Consider the following 16,224-nt stretch of genomic DNA (forward strand, 5'->3'; position numbering starts at 1 on the left):
TATACGGAGTAATAACTCCAACTAAAAGGGCACTTTACCAAGTGCCCTTTTTTATTGGCTGCTTATCGGGTGTTTGTTGGTTCGGTATGGTTGATTATTTATCGGGCGATGTTACAAGCTGTCATGCCTTCAATGCGGGTGTGATAAAATTGCGTGCAAATTAACGCATTGGCTTTTTTACTCTATGCGAATGTGTCTTTCCTGAGGCGATTTCATGTCTGAATTTATTAATTTGGCTGCACGCGATTCTGCGGCGCAAGATCTCGTTAAGCAGCATCTTGCTCGCGCCTGGAGCGCTCCTCAATATACGCCTGAGCAAGAAGCCGATTATAAGAACCGAATTAAATTCTTGCTCAAGCAGCACAACGCGGTACTGGTTGCGCACTACTACACTGATCCGTTAATTCAGGCATTGGCTGAGGAAACTGGTGGTTGTGTTTCCGATTCGTTGGAGATGGCGCGCTTCGGTAAAAATCACGCGGCAGATACGTTGATTGTTGCCGGGGTTAAATTTATGGGGGAGACGGCGAAAATCCTCACCCCCGAAAAGCGTGTGCTAATGCCGACCCTGGAGGCGACTTGTTCGCTGGATTTAGGGTGCCCCATCGATGAATTTTCGGCATTTTGCGACCAGCATCCTGATCGTACCGTCGTTGTTTATGCCAATACATCGGCGGCGGTAAAGGCGCGTGCTGATTGGGTGGTGACTTCCAGTATCGCGTTGGACGTGGTTGATTACCTTGATCGCCAGGGCAAAAAGATCCTATGGGCACCAGATAAGCACCTGGGGGCTTATGTGCAGCAAAAAACAGGCGCAGATGTGCTGTTGTGGGATGGCGCTTGTATCGTTCACGAAGAGTTCAAGGCTAAAGGTGTTGAAGACCTGAAAGTGTTGTATCCCGATGCTGCAGTGCTTGTACATCCGGAATCACCCAGGGCTGTGGTTGAGTTGGCTGATGTTGTAGGTTCTACCTCCCAGTTGATCAAAGCTGCGCAAACCTTGCCTAATCGCGAATTTATCGTTGCAACTGACCAGGGTATTTTCTACAAGATGCAGCAGGTCAATCCCGATAAAATTTTCCATATCGCACCGACTGCTGGCAGTGGAGCTACCTGCCGTTCTTGCGCTAACTGCCCGTGGATGGCAATGAATGTGCTGGATAATCTCGCTTCAGTATTTGACCGGGCCGACAATGAAATCCATGTGGACCCCGAGCTGGGCAAGCGGGCGATGATTCCCTTGCAGCGTATGCTGGATTTCAGGAAATAAGTATTCGCGTATCCTGATGGGGTTTTGCTTGTTTCGCGCGGGGCCACTCAGTACCATTGCGCCCTTGTTAATTTGATTATCCACTTTCTTTTGTATCGCTAGCCGTTGTGGTTAGCTAATGGAGTCCCCCGATGATTCAAGGCAGTATGGTTGCCCTGGTTACCCCGATGAATGCAGATAATTCCCTCGATTGGGCCGCACTGCATAAATTGGTGGACTGGCATCTGGAGCAGGGCACTCATGCACTTGTTGCTGTGGGTACTACCGGTGAGTCGCCAACATTGAATGTTGATGAGCATCTGGCGGTTATCAAAAAAGTAGTTGATCAAGTGAATGGCCGTATTCCGGTTATTGCCGGGACTGGAGCCAACTCTACAGCGGAAGCGGTTGAGTGGACCCAAGCTGCTAAAGACATTGGTGCGGATGCCTGTTTATTGGTAACGCCGTATTACAACAAGCCAACCCAGGAAGGCTTGGTGTTGCACCATACCCATATCGCGCGCGCAGTCGCTATTCCCCAAATCCTCTATAACGTACCTGGCCGCACCGGTGTTGATATGAAGCCGGAGACCGTCCTGCGCCTGGCTTCTGTTCCTAATATCATCGGTATTAAAGAAGCAACTGGTGATTTGGAACGGGCAAAATTATTGATCGAAAACGCACCTGAAGGCTTCGCCATTATCTCTGGTGACGATGCCACTGCGGTTGACCTGATTCTTTTAGGTGGCAAAGGGGATATTTCTGTCACTGCGAATGTCGTACCTGCGGCCATCGCACGTATGTGTGAATTGGCACTGGCAGGTAAGGCCGATGAAGCTCGTGCAATTAATGAGCGCTTGTTACCTTTACATACTGCCATGTTTGTGGAGTCCAACCCGATTCCAGTGAAGTGGGCCGTTGAGCAACTGGGCCTGATCCAATCGGGTATTCGCCTGCCGTTGACGCGTTTGTCAGAGCAGTATCACCAACAGGTTAAAGCAGCTATGCAGGCAGCAACGATTTAAAACATCTGTTCTGCTGCTGTCGATGAGATGATTCATGAGTCCTATTAAAGCAATGGCTATAACAACAACGAATTCTTCGGTTATTTCGCGTCCTCTTTTGCTGGCATGCATTATGGGGTTGGGGTTATCCCTCTCCGGTTGCGGCATATTTTTTGGTGAAGAAGGTGCTTTCCGTAATCGCGAAGCTGATTACCTGAAGGCAGATAATATTCCGCCACTGGTGTTACCGGCTGGTAAGAAATCCGAATCCATGGGTGAGTTGTATCCTATTCCCCCTATCACCGCTTCAGATTTTGGTTATGATCCCGATGCGAACTATGAAGTGCCGCGCCCTATGCCGTTAGCGGCCAATTCGGAGCAGGAAAACGTCAAGATCCAACGCGTAGGTGGAGAAAGCTGGATTCTGATCAATGCCGCACCGGGAGAAGTTTGGCCGCGTATTCGTAACTTCCTCAATGTAAATACCCTGGCGGTCAGCAAGGCGGATATCGGCAAAGGTATTATTGAAACCAGTTGGCTGCAATTTAAAACTGATTTAACCACTTATGATCGTTATCGCATGCAAATCGATCAGGGTGTACAACCGGATACCACAGAAATTCACATCACCCACATGAGCGTCCCTACGGCTGAAAAGCCACAAGCGGATATGCCCTGGCCGCAGCGCTCTGTAAATGCCGAGCGTGAAAAATGGTTGCTGGATGAGCTGGCAGCGACATTGGCCAGTGAGACCAGTGAAGGTGGTACTTCCCTGCTGGCACAGGATATTGGCGGTTCGGTAAAGGCTAATTTGAGTATGCTCAGCGGCGAGCCGTTGATGACTATCAAACTGGATAGGGTGCGTGCTCTGGCGACCATTAGTTATGCTGCCAAAAAAGATGGTTTCACTACCTTTGATGTTGATGGCGATGCAGGCCTTTATTACGTTGAATACCTGAACCCGGAGGAAAACAAGCCGGGCTGGTTGAAGCGCTTGTTTCGTGTTGGTTTGAATCCCAAGCCACCAACTACACCTTATTCTCTAAAGCAATTAAAAGCGCAGCTGCCCACTGATGAGGCTTTTGACAAGGCGCCTCGCTCAGATCGGGACAAAGAGAAAGTTAACCCTGATGCACCAGGTTATCTGTTAGTAGTTACCGGTTCCAAGGATAATTTTGTAGTGCGTGTCCGCGATCCCTATGGCAAGCGTTTGACGCCCCATGAGGCGCGAGAGTTGTTGACTGTATTGCGTAAAAACCTGATTTAAATGATGGCGTCACTGCGTTTTGCTTCACTGGGAAGTGGTAGTCGGGGCAATTCGACATTGGTGGAGTGGGATTCAGGGATGCTGCTTATTGATTGTGGTTTCAGCGTCAAGGAGGCAAACCAGCGGCTGGAGCGACTGGGAAGGCGAGCGGAAGATTTGACGGCTATATTGGTTACCCATGAGCATGCCGATCATATCAAAGGGGTTGCCCCGCTCGCACGCCGTTACGGTTTGCCGGTGTATATGACGCCTGGCACCTATCAAAGCCGTAATTTAGGTGAGCTACCGGATTTGCGTTTAATAGAAGGCTACGCCGCCTTCGAGTTGGATCAACTTAACGTTATCCCGGTGGCTGTCCCCCATGATGCGCGGGAGCCAGCCCAGTTTATTTTTGAACGAACCGGAATTCGCCTGGGGGTGCTGACCGATTTGGGCAGTATTACCGCTCATGTAGAATCACATTACCAGGATCTGGATGCGATGGTGCTCGAGGCTAACCACGATCCTTTTATGCTTGCGTCCGGCCCTTATCCACCTTCATTAAAGCAGCGTGTGGGTGGTTTGTGGGGGCATTTGAGTAACCAGCAGGCAGCCGGTTTTTTACAGCGCTTGAACTGTGCCCGGTTGCAGCATTTGGTAGTGGCACATATCAGCCAACAAAATAATTCGCTGGAGCTGGCCCAGGCCGCTTTGGCACCTGTCACGGCAGAGGTCAAACAAATAACCTTTGCGTGCCAGAACCAGGGTTTCGACTGGTTATCCGTTTTTTAAATTTATCTTTCAGATACAGCAGGTCTATCAATGGAAAAGCGCGAACAACTCTACGCTGGCAAAGCCAAATCTATTTTCGGAACTGATGATCCGGATCATGTAATCATGTTGTTTCGCAACGATACCTCTGCGTTTGATGGCAAACGTGTAGAGCAACTTGATCGCAAAGGCATGGTGAACAATAAATTCAATGCGTTCATCATGACCAAATTGCAAGAAGCCGGTATTCCTACTCATTTCGTCAAACAACTATCCGATACCGAGTCATTGGTAAAAACCATGAAAATGATTCCGGTGGAGTGTGTGGTGCGCAACCTTGCTGCTGGTTCTCTGGTGCGCCGTTTGGGTGTGCAGGAAGGTTTGGAGTTGAATCCACCTACATTTGAATTGTTCCTCAAGAACGATGCATTGGGTGATCCCATGGTTAACGAATATCATGTGCAATCTTTCGGTTGGGCAACCGCTGAACAGTTGGCGCGTATGAAAGAATTAACTTTCAAGATCAACGCCGTGCTGAGAGATTTGTTTGCTGCTGGCAATATGTTGTTAGTAGATTTCAAAGTTGAATTTGGTATTCATAAAGGTGAAGTCATTCTTGGGGACGAGTTCTCACCAGACGGCTGCCGTTTGTGGGATAAAGACACCCGTGAAAAACTGGATAAGGACCGCTTCCGCCAGAATTTGGGTAATGTGGTTGAATCCTATGAGCTGGTCGGCCAGCGTTTGGGTTTAACGTTTTAATTTGCCCGGCGGCAGCAAAAAAAAGGGGCAATAGCCCCTTTTTTTTATACAAGAGTTATGTGTAATCAGATGCCGTAGTGAATTTTGACGAATCCTATCTATACTCAATAATAATCTTGGCCAAGCCGTAAGGCTTTCCAAATATGGAGAATCGACTGTGAATGAACGCCGCTTGTTTGAACGTACCTCTACTTCGGTGCGTGTGGAAATGTCTCATCCGAGCTTTGGAACTATTGTTGGTTTTGCCAAGGATATTTCCGATGGTGGTGCCCAGGTGCAAATTGAAAATCAGGTTTGCCCGCCCGTAGGTACCGAGGTATCAGTGAAATTTAAAAAAGCGGTGGGTGCAATTAATGCGGAGCCTGTGCGTATGCGTGTTGTGCATCAATTGCGTAATACGATTGGCTTAATGTTTGTGCGCGGCGCTATTTAATATTTGTTATCGCCCCTGTAAAGGGGCGCTATCTTTCCTTTACCGCTTTAATTCCTCTTAACCTTTATTGCATTGTTCCGGTAATTTTAATTGTGGTTTGTTGGGGCTCAAATTTTGGGCGAGTTGGTATAAATCCTTGCATGCCATATTCGGGTTTTTAGTCAGATCAAGTGTCTGTAAATGTAATAAGCTCAGTAGCGGTGCAGGATTTTTAATCTGATTATTGTTTAATACCAATACTTCCAGCCGCCCCAGATTCCCTAATTCATTGATATCGCTTAATTGATTGTTAGCCAGATTAAGTTCGGCCAATGCAAAAAATTTATCGAGCCCGGCAACTGAAGTGATTCCCGCATCACTGCAATTCAGGCGAATCAAGTCATCGGCTTTTGTAACATTCAAATCGGAAATAGTTTGCTCCACACAATCTTTTAATTTTGCATCTGCCAACTGGTAATCTTTGAATAATGGTGCGGGGGTATAAACCGTTTTGTCATTTACGCTAACAGAGTAATTGTTGCACGCGGTTAAAAAGGCGCTACCGATGAAAGTGAGCGCGATTAAAGAAAATTTAATTTGCATAATGCATACCTTATGGTTACCGGAATAGAAATCCTGACGATTCCCGAAAATGTGAATTGGTGTTCACTTTAAACAGATGGGCTGTATACAGCAATGTTAGAATCCATAATTCAGTATGGGTTCAGTTGTTCTCATCGACAATCCACCCATGCCAGCTATGATTTTGCTGCCTGCTGTAAACGTTTATGATGTTTACTGGTCTGACAAAAACAATACGTTTGTTCCATTGGAGGTTCACTATGAAATATCTACTTGCCTTGATTTTGTTTGTTGGTCTAATAGGTTGTACTACCAACGATCCTTACACTGGTGAGCAAAAAACCAGTAAAACAGCAAAGGGTGCAGGTATTGGCGCAATCGCTGGTGCGGTATTGGGTGCAGCAACCGGTGATAATGCGAAAGACCGCCGTGAGCGTGCGCTCAAGGGTGGTTTGATTGGCGGCGCAATTGGCGGTGGTGTAGGTAATTATATGGACCGTCAGGAAGCCAAGCTTCGTGCTGAATTGCAAGGCACTGGCGTACAGGTCCAACGCGATGGTAACAATCTGACATTGATCATGCCTGGCAACATTACCTTTAACTCTAACAGTGCTGATATCCGCTCCAATTTCTATGATGTTTTAAATTCGGTTGCCAAAGTCCTGGCCGAGTTTAACCAGACTTCAATTCGTGTCACTGGCCATACCGATTCAACGGGCGGCGATAAAATTAACCAGCCGTTGAGTGAGCGTCGCGCTGACAGTGTTGCAATGTATCTGCGCAGCCAAAAAGTTAACAGTGCACGTATTCAGTCTTATGGATACGGTTCGCGTTACCCGGTTGCGAGCAACGATACTGCAACTGGCCGTGAGCAAAACCGTCGTGTAGAACTTGAATTGGTCCCTAACGAAAGTAATTAATTCAAACTGCAATATTCTGTTTCACAATAGCCGCTCGGGAGACCGCAGCGGCTTTTTTTATTGGCTGTAGTGTAGTAAAGAAAAGTGTAATTGCGACTACTATCTGCAGCGTGGATAATACCGTTTCAATTCTCGTTCAGTGATTGCCCATGATCCAACCTATTGCCGTTTTGTGTAACGATTTATCGTTGCGTGCAGATGCCGAATTACTTGCTACCCAACTGCAGGTCTCTTTATTGTGCGAACAATCCCCGGAAGCAATTACTGAATTTGAGTTCGTTGTATTGTTTGATAAAAACGGTGTCGTTTTGCAGCAAACCGGGCGCAAGGCGCCGGGGCCGGTTCGTGCAGGCTTTACCGACGGTGCTGTCGATCACCGGCGTAAATTCGGCGGCGGTAAAGGTCAGATGATTGCAAAGGCGGTGGGCATTAAAGCCGGCTGTTATCCGCAAGTTCTAGATGCAACGGCAGGCCTTGGCAAAGACAGTTTTGTGCTGGCGAGCCTTGGCTGCAATGTAACTATGTTGGAGCGATCACCTATTGTTCAAGTGTTATTGAAAGATGGCTTGATGCGTGCGCAGGAGTTCGCGCGCGAGCAGGATGGTGAACTGTTTTCGTTACTGCAAAAAATAATATTGGTTACTCAGGATAGTCGTGAATATTTATCAACACTAACTCCCGCTACATTTCCCGACGTTATCTACCTTGACCCGATGTTTCCCGAGCGGCAAAAAACCGCTGATGTAAAAAAAGAAATGGCAGCATTTCATTCAATAGTCGGTAAAGATGAAGACGCGGATGCGTTGTTGCCGTTAGCGTTGGCACATGTAAATTACCGTGTAGTCGTCAAGCGCCCGCGCAAGGCTCCTTTCTTGAATAACCAAACACCGTCTTATCAACTGGAAGGAAAATCCAGCCGATATGACATCTACACGATAAAAAAATTACCGGACCACCTTCCGCTTTCTTGATCAGTTTATTTTTTTAAATGATTCTTGAATAACGAATTGGCTGCACTTTATTTGCCGCTTTTTGCAGGTATTCATCAAAAACCATACAAACCCGGCGAATCAATAGGCGCCCCTTGTTGAGCACCTTGATTCCACCGTTATCAATATAAATCAAACCATCTTCAACCAGCGGCTGCAATTGCATCAGCTCATGGCGAAAATGTTGTTGCGGATCAATATCAAATGCGCGCGCAATTTCGTGGAAAGACAATTCGCAATAACAAATCAAACGGTTGATCACAAAGCGACGCAGCAAGTCCTCCTGGTTTAGTGTAAAACCTTTGGTGATAGGTAATAATCCCATATCCATTTTTTGTTGATAGCTGTTTAAATCCTTTGCATTTTGCACGTACACGTTATCAATCATGCTGATTGAAGAAACACCCAGCGCCAGCAAATCACAATTGCCGTGAGTGGAATAACCCTGGAAGTTTCGTTGTAGCTTTCCCTGTTGCTGCGCGATTACCAAATCATCATCCGGTTTTGCAAAGTGATCCATTCCGATATAGATATAACCAGCATTTTGCAGTGTTTCTATCGCAAAATGCAGCATTGCCAGTTTTTCAGGCGGGCTGGGCAAATCTTCAGCGCGAATTAATCGTTGGCTTTTAAATAAATGTGGCATGTGGGCGTAATTAAAAAGTGATAATCGATCAGGCCCCAAATCAATCACTTGCTGTAATGTTTCGTGCAATGATTGTTGGCTTTGCAGCGGTAGGCCGTAGATTAAATCCATACTGATAGATTGATATTGTTGATTGCGCAATGAAGTTACGAGTTCTGCTACCTGCGCATAGGTGTTGTAGCGGTTAACGGCTTTTTGTACTTGCGCATCAAAATCCTGCACACCCATACTTACGCGGTTAAATCCCAGCTGGCGTAAATGCCCCATGGTATTAATACTGACTTTTCCGGGATGGATTTCAATCGAAAATTCACCGCTTTTATCATCGGCAAATTTAAACAAGCGGCGGCTCGCGTTCATCAAAAGCGACATTTCTTCATCGCTAATAAATGTCGGGGTGCCGCCGCCCCAATGCAATTGTTGAACCTCCTTATTGGGTTCAAACATGTCTGCATAAAGCGACAACTCCTGGATCATGCGTTGCACATAGGGCAGGGCGCGGCCTTTATTGTTAGTCACAATTTTATTGCAACCACAGTAATAACAAAGGCTTTCGCAAAACGGGATATGGAAATACAGCGACAATGGCCGGTGGGCGAGATTGCTGCGCACTATGGCTCGAAACAGCGCTGATTGGCTAAATGATTCTGAAAATTGTGGTGCGGTTGGGTAAGACGTATAGCGTGGCCCCGCCAGATCATAACGTTGGAGAAGTTGCTCATCCCACTCAATGGGTTTTTCAAAAATGGACATGGCGCTTTTCCTGTGATGGTCAGATAAACCTATGGCTTGCTTATCGCCATGGTAAAAACTTGTTGGTCTCACCGAATTGACATGGATCAAGCCTATAATGGCCACTTCGATTGATGATGCGACTTTTTGAAAATAGCGATGAGTTTTATGTCCGGCACCAAACCATTTTCACCAACCCCACGGTTTTTACCAGAGTGTTACGATGAAATAGCTGATGCATTAGTGGGCCCCGGCTTTATTATCCTCGACAACGTTTTTCCTGAGAGCCTTACCCAGGGTTTGGTAGCACTTATCGGGCAACGTGAAAGCCAATTGAAACGCGCCGGTATTGGCCGTGAAGGTAATTATCAGCTCAATGATTTGGTGCGCGGTGATGCAATCCAATGGTTGGAAGCGGGAGATGCGGCTGCCACAGAATTTTTATCTGCCATGGATAAACTCCGGCAGGCACTCAATGAACGGTTATATCTCGGTTTGGCCGATTATGAGGCGCATTTCGCCAGTTATGCACCAGGTGCATTCTATAAAAAGCACAGGGATGCATTTCGAGGCAAGCCGGGGCGCAAGGTCTCCAGTGTTTTTTATTTGAATCCGGATTGGGATTTAACGGCGGGTGGCGAACTGGTGCTCTATGATGAAGCAGAAGAGCAGGAACTTGTTCGTGTTGCACCAGAATGCGGCAGGCTAATCCTGTTTCTCAGTGAAGACTTTCCCCATGAGGTTTTGCCTGCACGACATTCGCGCCAGAGTATCGCTGGATGGTTTCGGATTAACGCGTAATATTTTTGGCGATTGAAAAGGTGTATTGACCTAATCCTTGAATATTTTTAGGCGATAAATCCTTAGGAATTATTTTAAAAGCGGTTGGATGGCTTGGTGGTATTTACGAGGTAATGGACATTATAAATAGCGGGCAATTGTTGTTTTGGCAGTTGGCAATGCTTTTGCAAGATACTGGGCGTAGCTTGCTGAAATTCTTCCGGGAGGGGAGAAATGGAAACCAGGGAAGCGTTTTTCGGCAGGCACTATAACAATGAAAAATGCTCAGAGAAACGATAAGCGAGGCCGCGCATGTTAAAGGAAGTCACTATGAGTGAAATGAAAATAGATTGGCAGAATTACCATTCTGGCCATTTCTATGATGAGTTAATCAGTGCGCCCGGCAAACCCCGATCTGAAACCAAACACCTTACCCAATATCTCGCTTCCCTCTCGGGAGAGGAGTTGCAAGAACGCAAGCTCTCGGCGGAGTTGGCCATTAAAACCATGGGCATTTCCTTCACGGTGTACAGCGATGCCGGCAACATTGATCGCGAATGGCCCTTCGATATTATTCCGCGCATTATTCCGCAACGCGAATGGCAAAAAACTGAACGTGGATTAATCCAACGTTTAACTGCGCTGAACTTATTTATTAACGACATTTACAACGACCAGAAAATTATCAAAGATAAAGTCGTTCCCTCTTATTTATTTGAGGATTCGGTCAATTTCCGCAAGGAATGCATGGGCATGAAGCCCGCGTATGGTGTGTGGTCGCATATTTGTGGCAGCGATTTGATTCGCGATAACCACGGCGAATTTTTTGTGTTGGAAGATAATTTGCGGGTGCCTTCCGGTGTTTCCTACATGCTGGAAAATCGCAAAGTAACCAAGCGGGTATTTCCGGAATTATTCGAAAATCACAACATTGTTCCGGTCACGGATTATCCCAACCAGTTATTCGACACACTTGCATCGCTCTCACCGCGTAAATCAGATCGTCCTGAAATTGTGGTACTCACTCCTGGCATTTATAACTCTGCTTACTTTGAACACTCTTATCTCGCCCAGCAAATGGGTGTGGAATTAGTAGAAGGCAGTGATTTGGTAGTGGATAGTGATGACTGCGTGTATATGCGCAGTATTGATGGATTAAAACGTGTCGATGTTATTTATCGCCGTATCGATGATTTATTTTTAGATCCTGAAATGTTTAACCCGGATTCGGTATTAGGCGTGCGTGGTTTAATGCGTGCATGGTTGAAGGGAAATGTTGCCCTTGCCAATGCGCCTGGCGCCGGTGTTGCTGACGATAAGGTTATCTACACCTTTGTGCCGGACATGATCAAATATTATTTGGGTGAAGAACCTATTCTTGCCAATGTGCCCAGTTATTTATGTGTCGATAAAAAACAGTGCGACCATGTGCTCGCCAACCTCGATAAATTGGTGGTGAAGCCGGCAAATGAATCCGGTGGTTACGGCATGATCATCGGACCTCAAGCGAGCAAAAAAGAATTGGAAGAATTTGCGTTGCGCATTAAAGCCAATCCGCGTAACTACATGGCACAGCCATTAATCTCATTATCTACTGCGCCGATTTTAACCAATGGCAATGCCGAACCGCGGCATATTGATTTGCGTCCATTTGTGTTGCAAGGCAAGGAACACTGCGTTACACCAGGAGGCTTAACGCGAGTCGCCATGCGCAAAGGTTCCTATGTGGTGAATTCATCGCAAGGCGGTGGCAGTAAAGATACCTGGATTGTGGTGGAGGACTAAATTATGTTGTCCCGTGTTGCAGAACGAATTTATTGGCTGGGGCGCTATATGGAGCGCAGCGAAAACACTGCGCGCCTGGTGAATGTAAACTCCAATTTATTACTGGATTTGCCCAGCGGTGTGCGTGTTGGTTGGGGCTCATTAATTGATATTAGCGGCACTGGCAAATATTTTGAGCGCGATACCCAACTCGCCGATGAAAAAACGGTTGTGCATTTTATGCTGGCCGATAAAAACAATCCCGCTTCCTTAATTAATTCTCTCAGTTTTGCCCGTGAAAATTCGCGTATTACACGCGAAATTATGCCCATGGAAGCATGGGAATTAATTAATGATTTGTACCACTATATTCGCGATCGCGCTGACAAAGTTACATCGCGTCGCGATCGCAATATTATTCTGTTGCATGTGATTAGCAGTGTGCAGCAATTTACCGGCCTGCTTGCGGGTTGTATGAGTCACAACAATGCTTACGATTTAATTCGCATCGGGCGCAACCTTGAACGTGCTGATATGAGTACGCGTATTGTCGATGTTGGCCTGGTGAATTTACTGCCGCATTTATCTATCGGTGGTACCGAAGTTCTGGAACCTTACGATAATATTTTGTGGATGAGCGTATTGCGTTCGCTCAGTGCTTACCAAATGTATCGCCAGCATGTGCGCGATCGTGTTAACTCCAATGCAGTAGTAACTTTCCTGTTGCAAAACGAAGATTTTCCGCGCGCTGTTGCCCATTGTTTAAAACAACTGGAGCAATGTTTGTGGGCGTTGCCCAATAGTGAAAATGTGTTGTCATCCATTGTCAATATCCAACAAAAGCTGGATGAAGCAAACCTGGACCAGTTATTGCAATCCGGATTACATGAATACATTGATGAACTACAATTGGAAATTGGAAACCTGCATTTCAAAATCGCCCAAACCTGGTTCCTGCCAGTGGTGATGGCCCAGGAACAGAAGTCTGCCTGATGTTTTGAGTTAACGGTGTCGATATAAATCGGCACAACCGTCTTGCGTGTTGTCTCTCTGAGACCTGGCCCGTTGTTCGGGCCTTTTTTATTTCAGGCAACAGAAAACAACTATCTAATAGCTGTTTTCTGTTGTTGCTAAAAAACGATTACGGCTTTGGCGATTTGGCCCTGAGCTTGCGCCAGAAAAATCGCAAGATAAAAAATAAAATTATAAAAATAATCAACCAGGGAATCAGGTAGGCCGTAATAGTAATTGCACCGGCAATGCCCTCAGCGAAATTAGTTTTGAACTCATCCAGTGCAGTGGTAATAGGTTGCCAGAAAGAGTTTTCACTACGGCTGGATAATCGGATATTAATAATATCCATTTCTACACGTTGCATTAGCGCTTTGTTATTTCCGCTTAAATCCTCCAATTGCGATTGTGTGTTGGCAATTTCTTGTGAAACCTTAATAAGCGATTCGATATCACCCTTTGCTTGCTTTTGCAGATCCAGCAAATTTTCCTGATAGGATTGCAATAACTTGATGCGTTTTTCCGTATCGAAAATCTGTGTTGAAAGATCCTCTACTACTGTGGATTCGTTGGTAATTTCACTGTCAGTACCTGCAAGTGCGAGAAACTTCTCCACACCTGCCGGTTTGATTCGCACCCGGATTTTGCCGTAGCTATAGTTACCCGCCGAAAGCTCGGATTCCAGGATAGTACAGTTGTTATCCCTGTCGGCAGCACAATAATCTGTCAACACTTTATACCTTGCGTCAAGTGCTTCCTTGGCCAGCTCTACACTTAAATTATGTTCGTAGGAAAGGTAGGGGTTAGTTTGGCGTTGTGCAATCAAGCCAGCTTTCATCATGGCGGTTGGGCTTTCCACGGCTTTATTGTCGCTGTTGTATTCACAGCCGCTCAGGCTGAAAGCTAAAAGCAGGCAGGTCAAACCTGAAATGATTAATTTACGCATAGTCCAGATTAAATCCTTGATGAGTACCAGAGGGGAAAATACATTTGTCGGGTGTATTCGAGTTTAATAGTAGTACAGTAGGCTTTATGGGTGCTGAATAAGGTTGGGTTACATTCGCTTTTAAGCCTGCAGTAAATGGCCGAAGACTGAAGAATATGAGCGAGAATCAGGCGGTGCTGCGCTCGCTTGCAGGAAAACAACCAGGGCTACAGAGAATTGTAACGTCCTGGCGAAATAACATTATTAGGGTCAAAAATGGATTTTAATTGGCGAGTGATCGGGTAGAGAGATTGATTGGTAGTAAAAATTTTATCCATATTACCAATATCAATCCGGTAAGGGGGAAAGCCGGCAGCGATAAAGTTATCCAGAATAGTACTGATAAAGCGATGGGCAGAATCCCTTGATGCATCCACAGATTTTATAAAGTCGATACTGATAACACATTCCAATACACAACCGCGCAAGGTGTTCATTGTTACCGCCGGTTGGACCGCAAACTCCTTTGCATGTTGTTCAATTATTTTTAACGCTGTATTAATCGCGGTTGCATTCATTGGTAATATTGGAGCGCAAAAATAAATCCCGTTATCGCTGTTATCAGGGGTAAGCCATTTTTCTTCAGTGTCGCGTGTGGGCCAATAAATGCTGCGTAGCATTTCGTCGGTTGGTATACCCCGGGTAAGCCCGATTAATGGTTTTATGGCTTGCAAGAACCAGGTTTTCCGGTGGAGCGATAACCACTTGGCAATGGATGATAATAATAAATATTTTTTTTCATCCATAAAGGATACTTTTGCAGTTTTACCCAGTGTCCTTTTCAGGATTTTTTGCGTGAGTCTAACCTGCTCTTTGGTTCCCATAATTGATCCGACGGCGGACCATGTTCCCTGGGACTCTTCCCGCACCACTTTTTCCACTACTTCCCTGGGCTGAAGCGCATTGTCATTCTTAAGCTGGTTGAAAATAATCGGCGTAAGGGATATATCCCTGCGGCGCTCATTGCCAATATGGACTACGCAGCTTAACGTTTTTGCATCAAATAATTCCCGCAAATATTCAACCAGTTGTGTTAATTCGTTCCGGGTGTTCACACTGGCAATAAACGCCGTGTGGGATTCCTGTTTCGGCTGCAATTTGACACAAGCGGAAATACATATACCGAAATTGGATTGTAAAAATAAACCCAGCATATCCGGGCCAATACCATAAGGATATAAATTAGCAACCTTAAATGCGGAGTCAAATCCAGTGGTGATGGTATCTCCGTTCCCTAAAACTACATCCATCGTGATCAATGTTTCAACGCGCAAGGAATTATAAGCTGTGCCGCGCTCAAGGGTATTACCGATAATACTTGTGTCCCGCCCTGAGCCAGTTACATCAATAAAAAAGGGCGCGTTAATATTAATCAGCGCTTGCGCTAATTGCGCCTGGGTTACTCCTGGCTCGACACACGCGTAACCAAATTCAGTGTTAATCTCCAAAACCTTGTTCATTGCATGCATATCCAATAACACACAATGGTCGGTGACAGGCGTGCGCGAACCTAATCCCCAATTTTTTCCAGTGCTTACAGGATAAAGTGCAATTTTATAAAAGTTGGCGAGGCGGACAATGGCAACTATCTGGTGCGGGTTGGTAACCTTAATTACCGCCTGTAATTTGCGTAACAAACCCAATGTATTTTGTTGAAACGATACCAGTGCATCACCTTGCACAATAACCGGTGAGTCGTTGATATCTTGAACAGCAGTAATAAAAAGCTGGATACTATTTGCGACTGTATTCATTTAAATTAATTCAGCTTGGGATAGTTCAGGAACCAGCAGATCCTGTTCAGACAATAAATGCTTAACATCTTCATCCAATTGCTCCCATGCCGATGCGCATCCATAGCGTAAATTAACAATTGCAGGCATTACTTCGTAGTGCTTATCAATACCTTCCACCAGGACACGTGGAATATTTTCCATCCATTCCACATCCATAATGAGTTCAACAAAGACTTTATTTTCAAATAAGCTGACGTTATTAATAAATCCCAGTTTTATTCCTGTCAAAAAAGTGAGGTAGGTAATCAATGCCCACAAATTATGGCGGCTGCGATAATCACGGTGAATCATCCCGCGCGTTGAATAGTAACAATTTTTTAAATCGGATAAAGGGACGCCGGTATAAGTGGGAAAAGGCGATCGTTGTGCATCAATTCCAAACATGGAGGCCACTAATTTGTCATTGTGATAAATACAAATGTGTTGCCCATCATAATCCTCCTGGCAAATCAGTGATTCTTCTTTGAGGAACTTTTTTTCAATAGAATAAATATCTCGCCTTAATTCATATAAACCCTGTGGAATAGCGCCGGAAATTATACGTATTGAAAAATTGGTTGTATTGCTCATTACCA

General features: G+C 45.6%; 16 protein-coding genes. 11 read left to right on the forward strand and 5 right to left on the reverse strand.

The window, feature by feature from the left end; translation table 11 throughout:
- Positions 1-214 precede the first annotated feature (214 nt).
- The 6 genes from nadA (at position 215) to A596_RS20420 (ending at position 5,465) form a co-directional block, all read left to right on the forward strand.
- Positions 215-1,270 (forward strand): quinolinate synthase NadA, encoded by a 1,056-nt coding sequence (gene nadA, locus A596_RS20395; protein WP_052417747.1) that lies wholly within the window; start codon positions 215-217, stop codon positions 1,268-1,270.
- Positions 1,271-1,401: 131 nt separating this feature from the next.
- On the forward strand, positions 1,402-2,274 hold the full coding sequence (gene dapA / locus A596_RS20400) for a 4-hydroxy-tetrahydrodipicolinate synthase (protein WP_039918333.1): 873 nt from the start codon (positions 1,402-1,404) through the stop codon (positions 2,272-2,274).
- 34 nt (positions 2,275-2,308) lie between these two features.
- Positions 2,309-3,520, forward strand: a complete 1,212-nt coding sequence (bamC, locus tag A596_RS20405; protein WP_235425800.1) for an outer membrane protein assembly factor BamC — start codon at positions 2,309-2,311, stop codon at positions 3,518-3,520.
- A complete protein-coding gene (locus tag A596_RS20410) occupies positions 3,521-4,291 on the forward strand; it encodes an MBL fold metallo-hydrolase (protein WP_039918334.1) in 771 nt (256 codons plus the stop codon).
- Positions 4,292-4,321: 30 nt separating this feature from the next.
- Positions 4,322-5,032 (forward strand): phosphoribosylaminoimidazolesuccinocarboxamide synthase, encoded by a 711-nt coding sequence (gene purC / locus A596_RS20415; protein ID WP_039918336.1) that lies wholly within the window; start codon positions 4,322-4,324, stop codon positions 5,030-5,032.
- Positions 5,033-5,189: 157 nt separating this feature from the next.
- Positions 5,190-5,465: a PilZ domain-containing protein gene (locus A596_RS20420; RefSeq protein WP_039918339.1), complete on the forward strand. Its 276-nt coding sequence runs from the start codon at positions 5,190-5,192 to the stop codon at positions 5,463-5,465.
- A gap of 57 nt (positions 5,466-5,522) precedes the next feature.
- Here A596_RS20420 and A596_RS20425 read toward each other — a convergent pair whose 3' ends face one another.
- Complete coding sequence (locus tag A596_RS20425) at positions 5,523-6,047, reverse strand: leucine-rich repeat domain-containing protein (RefSeq protein WP_039918340.1); 525 nt, start codon at positions 6,045-6,047, stop codon at positions 5,523-5,525.
- 239 nt (positions 6,048-6,286) lie between these two features.
- Between A596_RS20425 and A596_RS20430 the strand changes: the two genes are divergently transcribed.
- Both A596_RS20430 and A596_RS20435 read left to right on the forward strand, forming a co-directional pair.
- On the forward strand, positions 6,287-6,946 hold the full coding sequence (locus tag A596_RS20430) for a YiaD family glycine zipper/OmpA-like lipoprotein (RefSeq protein WP_039918343.1): 660 nt from the start codon (positions 6,287-6,289) through the stop codon (positions 6,944-6,946).
- A gap of 149 nt (positions 6,947-7,095) precedes the next feature.
- Positions 7,096-7,917 carry a class I SAM-dependent methyltransferase gene (locus tag A596_RS20435; protein ID WP_039918346.1) on the forward strand — a complete coding sequence of 274 codons (822 nt, stop codon included), beginning with the start codon at positions 7,096-7,098 and terminating at the stop codon, positions 7,915-7,917.
- Between the two features lie 13 nt (positions 7,918-7,930).
- On the opposite strand, the gene hemN is transcribed toward A596_RS20435, so the two are convergent.
- Positions 7,931-9,334, reverse strand: coding sequence for an oxygen-independent coproporphyrinogen III oxidase (gene hemN, locus A596_RS20440; RefSeq protein WP_039918349.1), 1,404 nt, complete (start codon positions 9,332-9,334; stop codon positions 7,931-7,933).
- Positions 9,335-9,481: 147 nt separating this feature from the next.
- Between hemN and A596_RS20445 the strand changes: the two genes are divergently transcribed.
- The 3 genes from A596_RS20445 (at position 9,482) to A596_RS20455 (ending at position 12,850) form a co-directional block, all read left to right on the forward strand.
- The gene (locus tag A596_RS20445; RefSeq protein WP_039918351.1) at positions 9,482-10,114 is read left to right on the forward strand and encodes a 2OG-Fe(II) oxygenase; all 633 of its coding nucleotides are present in this window, start codon (positions 9,482-9,484) and stop codon (positions 10,112-10,114) included.
- 318 nt (positions 10,115-10,432) lie between these two features.
- Positions 10,433-11,878 (forward strand): circularly permuted type 2 ATP-grasp protein, encoded by a 1,446-nt coding sequence (locus A596_RS20450; protein WP_039918457.1) that lies wholly within the window; start codon positions 10,433-10,435, stop codon positions 11,876-11,878.
- 3 nt (positions 11,879-11,881) lie between these two features.
- A complete protein-coding gene (locus A596_RS20455; RefSeq protein ID WP_039918354.1) occupies positions 11,882-12,850 on the forward strand; it encodes an alpha-E domain-containing protein in 969 nt (322 codons plus the stop codon).
- Between the two features lie 148 nt (positions 12,851-12,998).
- On the opposite strand, the gene A596_RS20460 is transcribed toward A596_RS20455, so the two are convergent.
- The 3 genes from A596_RS20460 to A596_RS20470 all read right to left on the reverse strand — a co-directional run bounded on the left by A596_RS20460 (position 12,999) and on the right by A596_RS20470 (position 16,219).
- On the reverse strand, positions 12,999-13,814 hold the full coding sequence (locus tag A596_RS20460; RefSeq protein ID WP_052417748.1) for a DUF4349 domain-containing protein: 816 nt from the start codon (positions 13,812-13,814) through the stop codon (positions 12,999-13,001).
- Positions 13,815-14,020: 206 nt separating this feature from the next.
- Positions 14,021-15,607, reverse strand: a complete 1,587-nt coding sequence (locus tag A596_RS20465) for an FAD-binding oxidoreductase (RefSeq protein ID WP_039918357.1) — start codon at positions 15,605-15,607, stop codon at positions 14,021-14,023.
- Positions 15,608-16,219: a hypothetical protein gene (locus A596_RS20470; protein WP_052417749.1), complete on the reverse strand. Its 612-nt coding sequence runs from the start codon at positions 16,217-16,219 to the stop codon at positions 15,608-15,610.
- Positions 16,220-16,224: the final 5 nt, after the last annotated feature.

The organism is Cellvibrio mixtus subsp. mixtus J3-8 (assembly GCF_000766945.1).
In the GTDB taxonomy this organism is placed as follows: domain Bacteria; phylum Pseudomonadota; class Gammaproteobacteria; order Pseudomonadales; family Cellvibrionaceae; genus Cellvibrio; species Cellvibrio mixtus_A.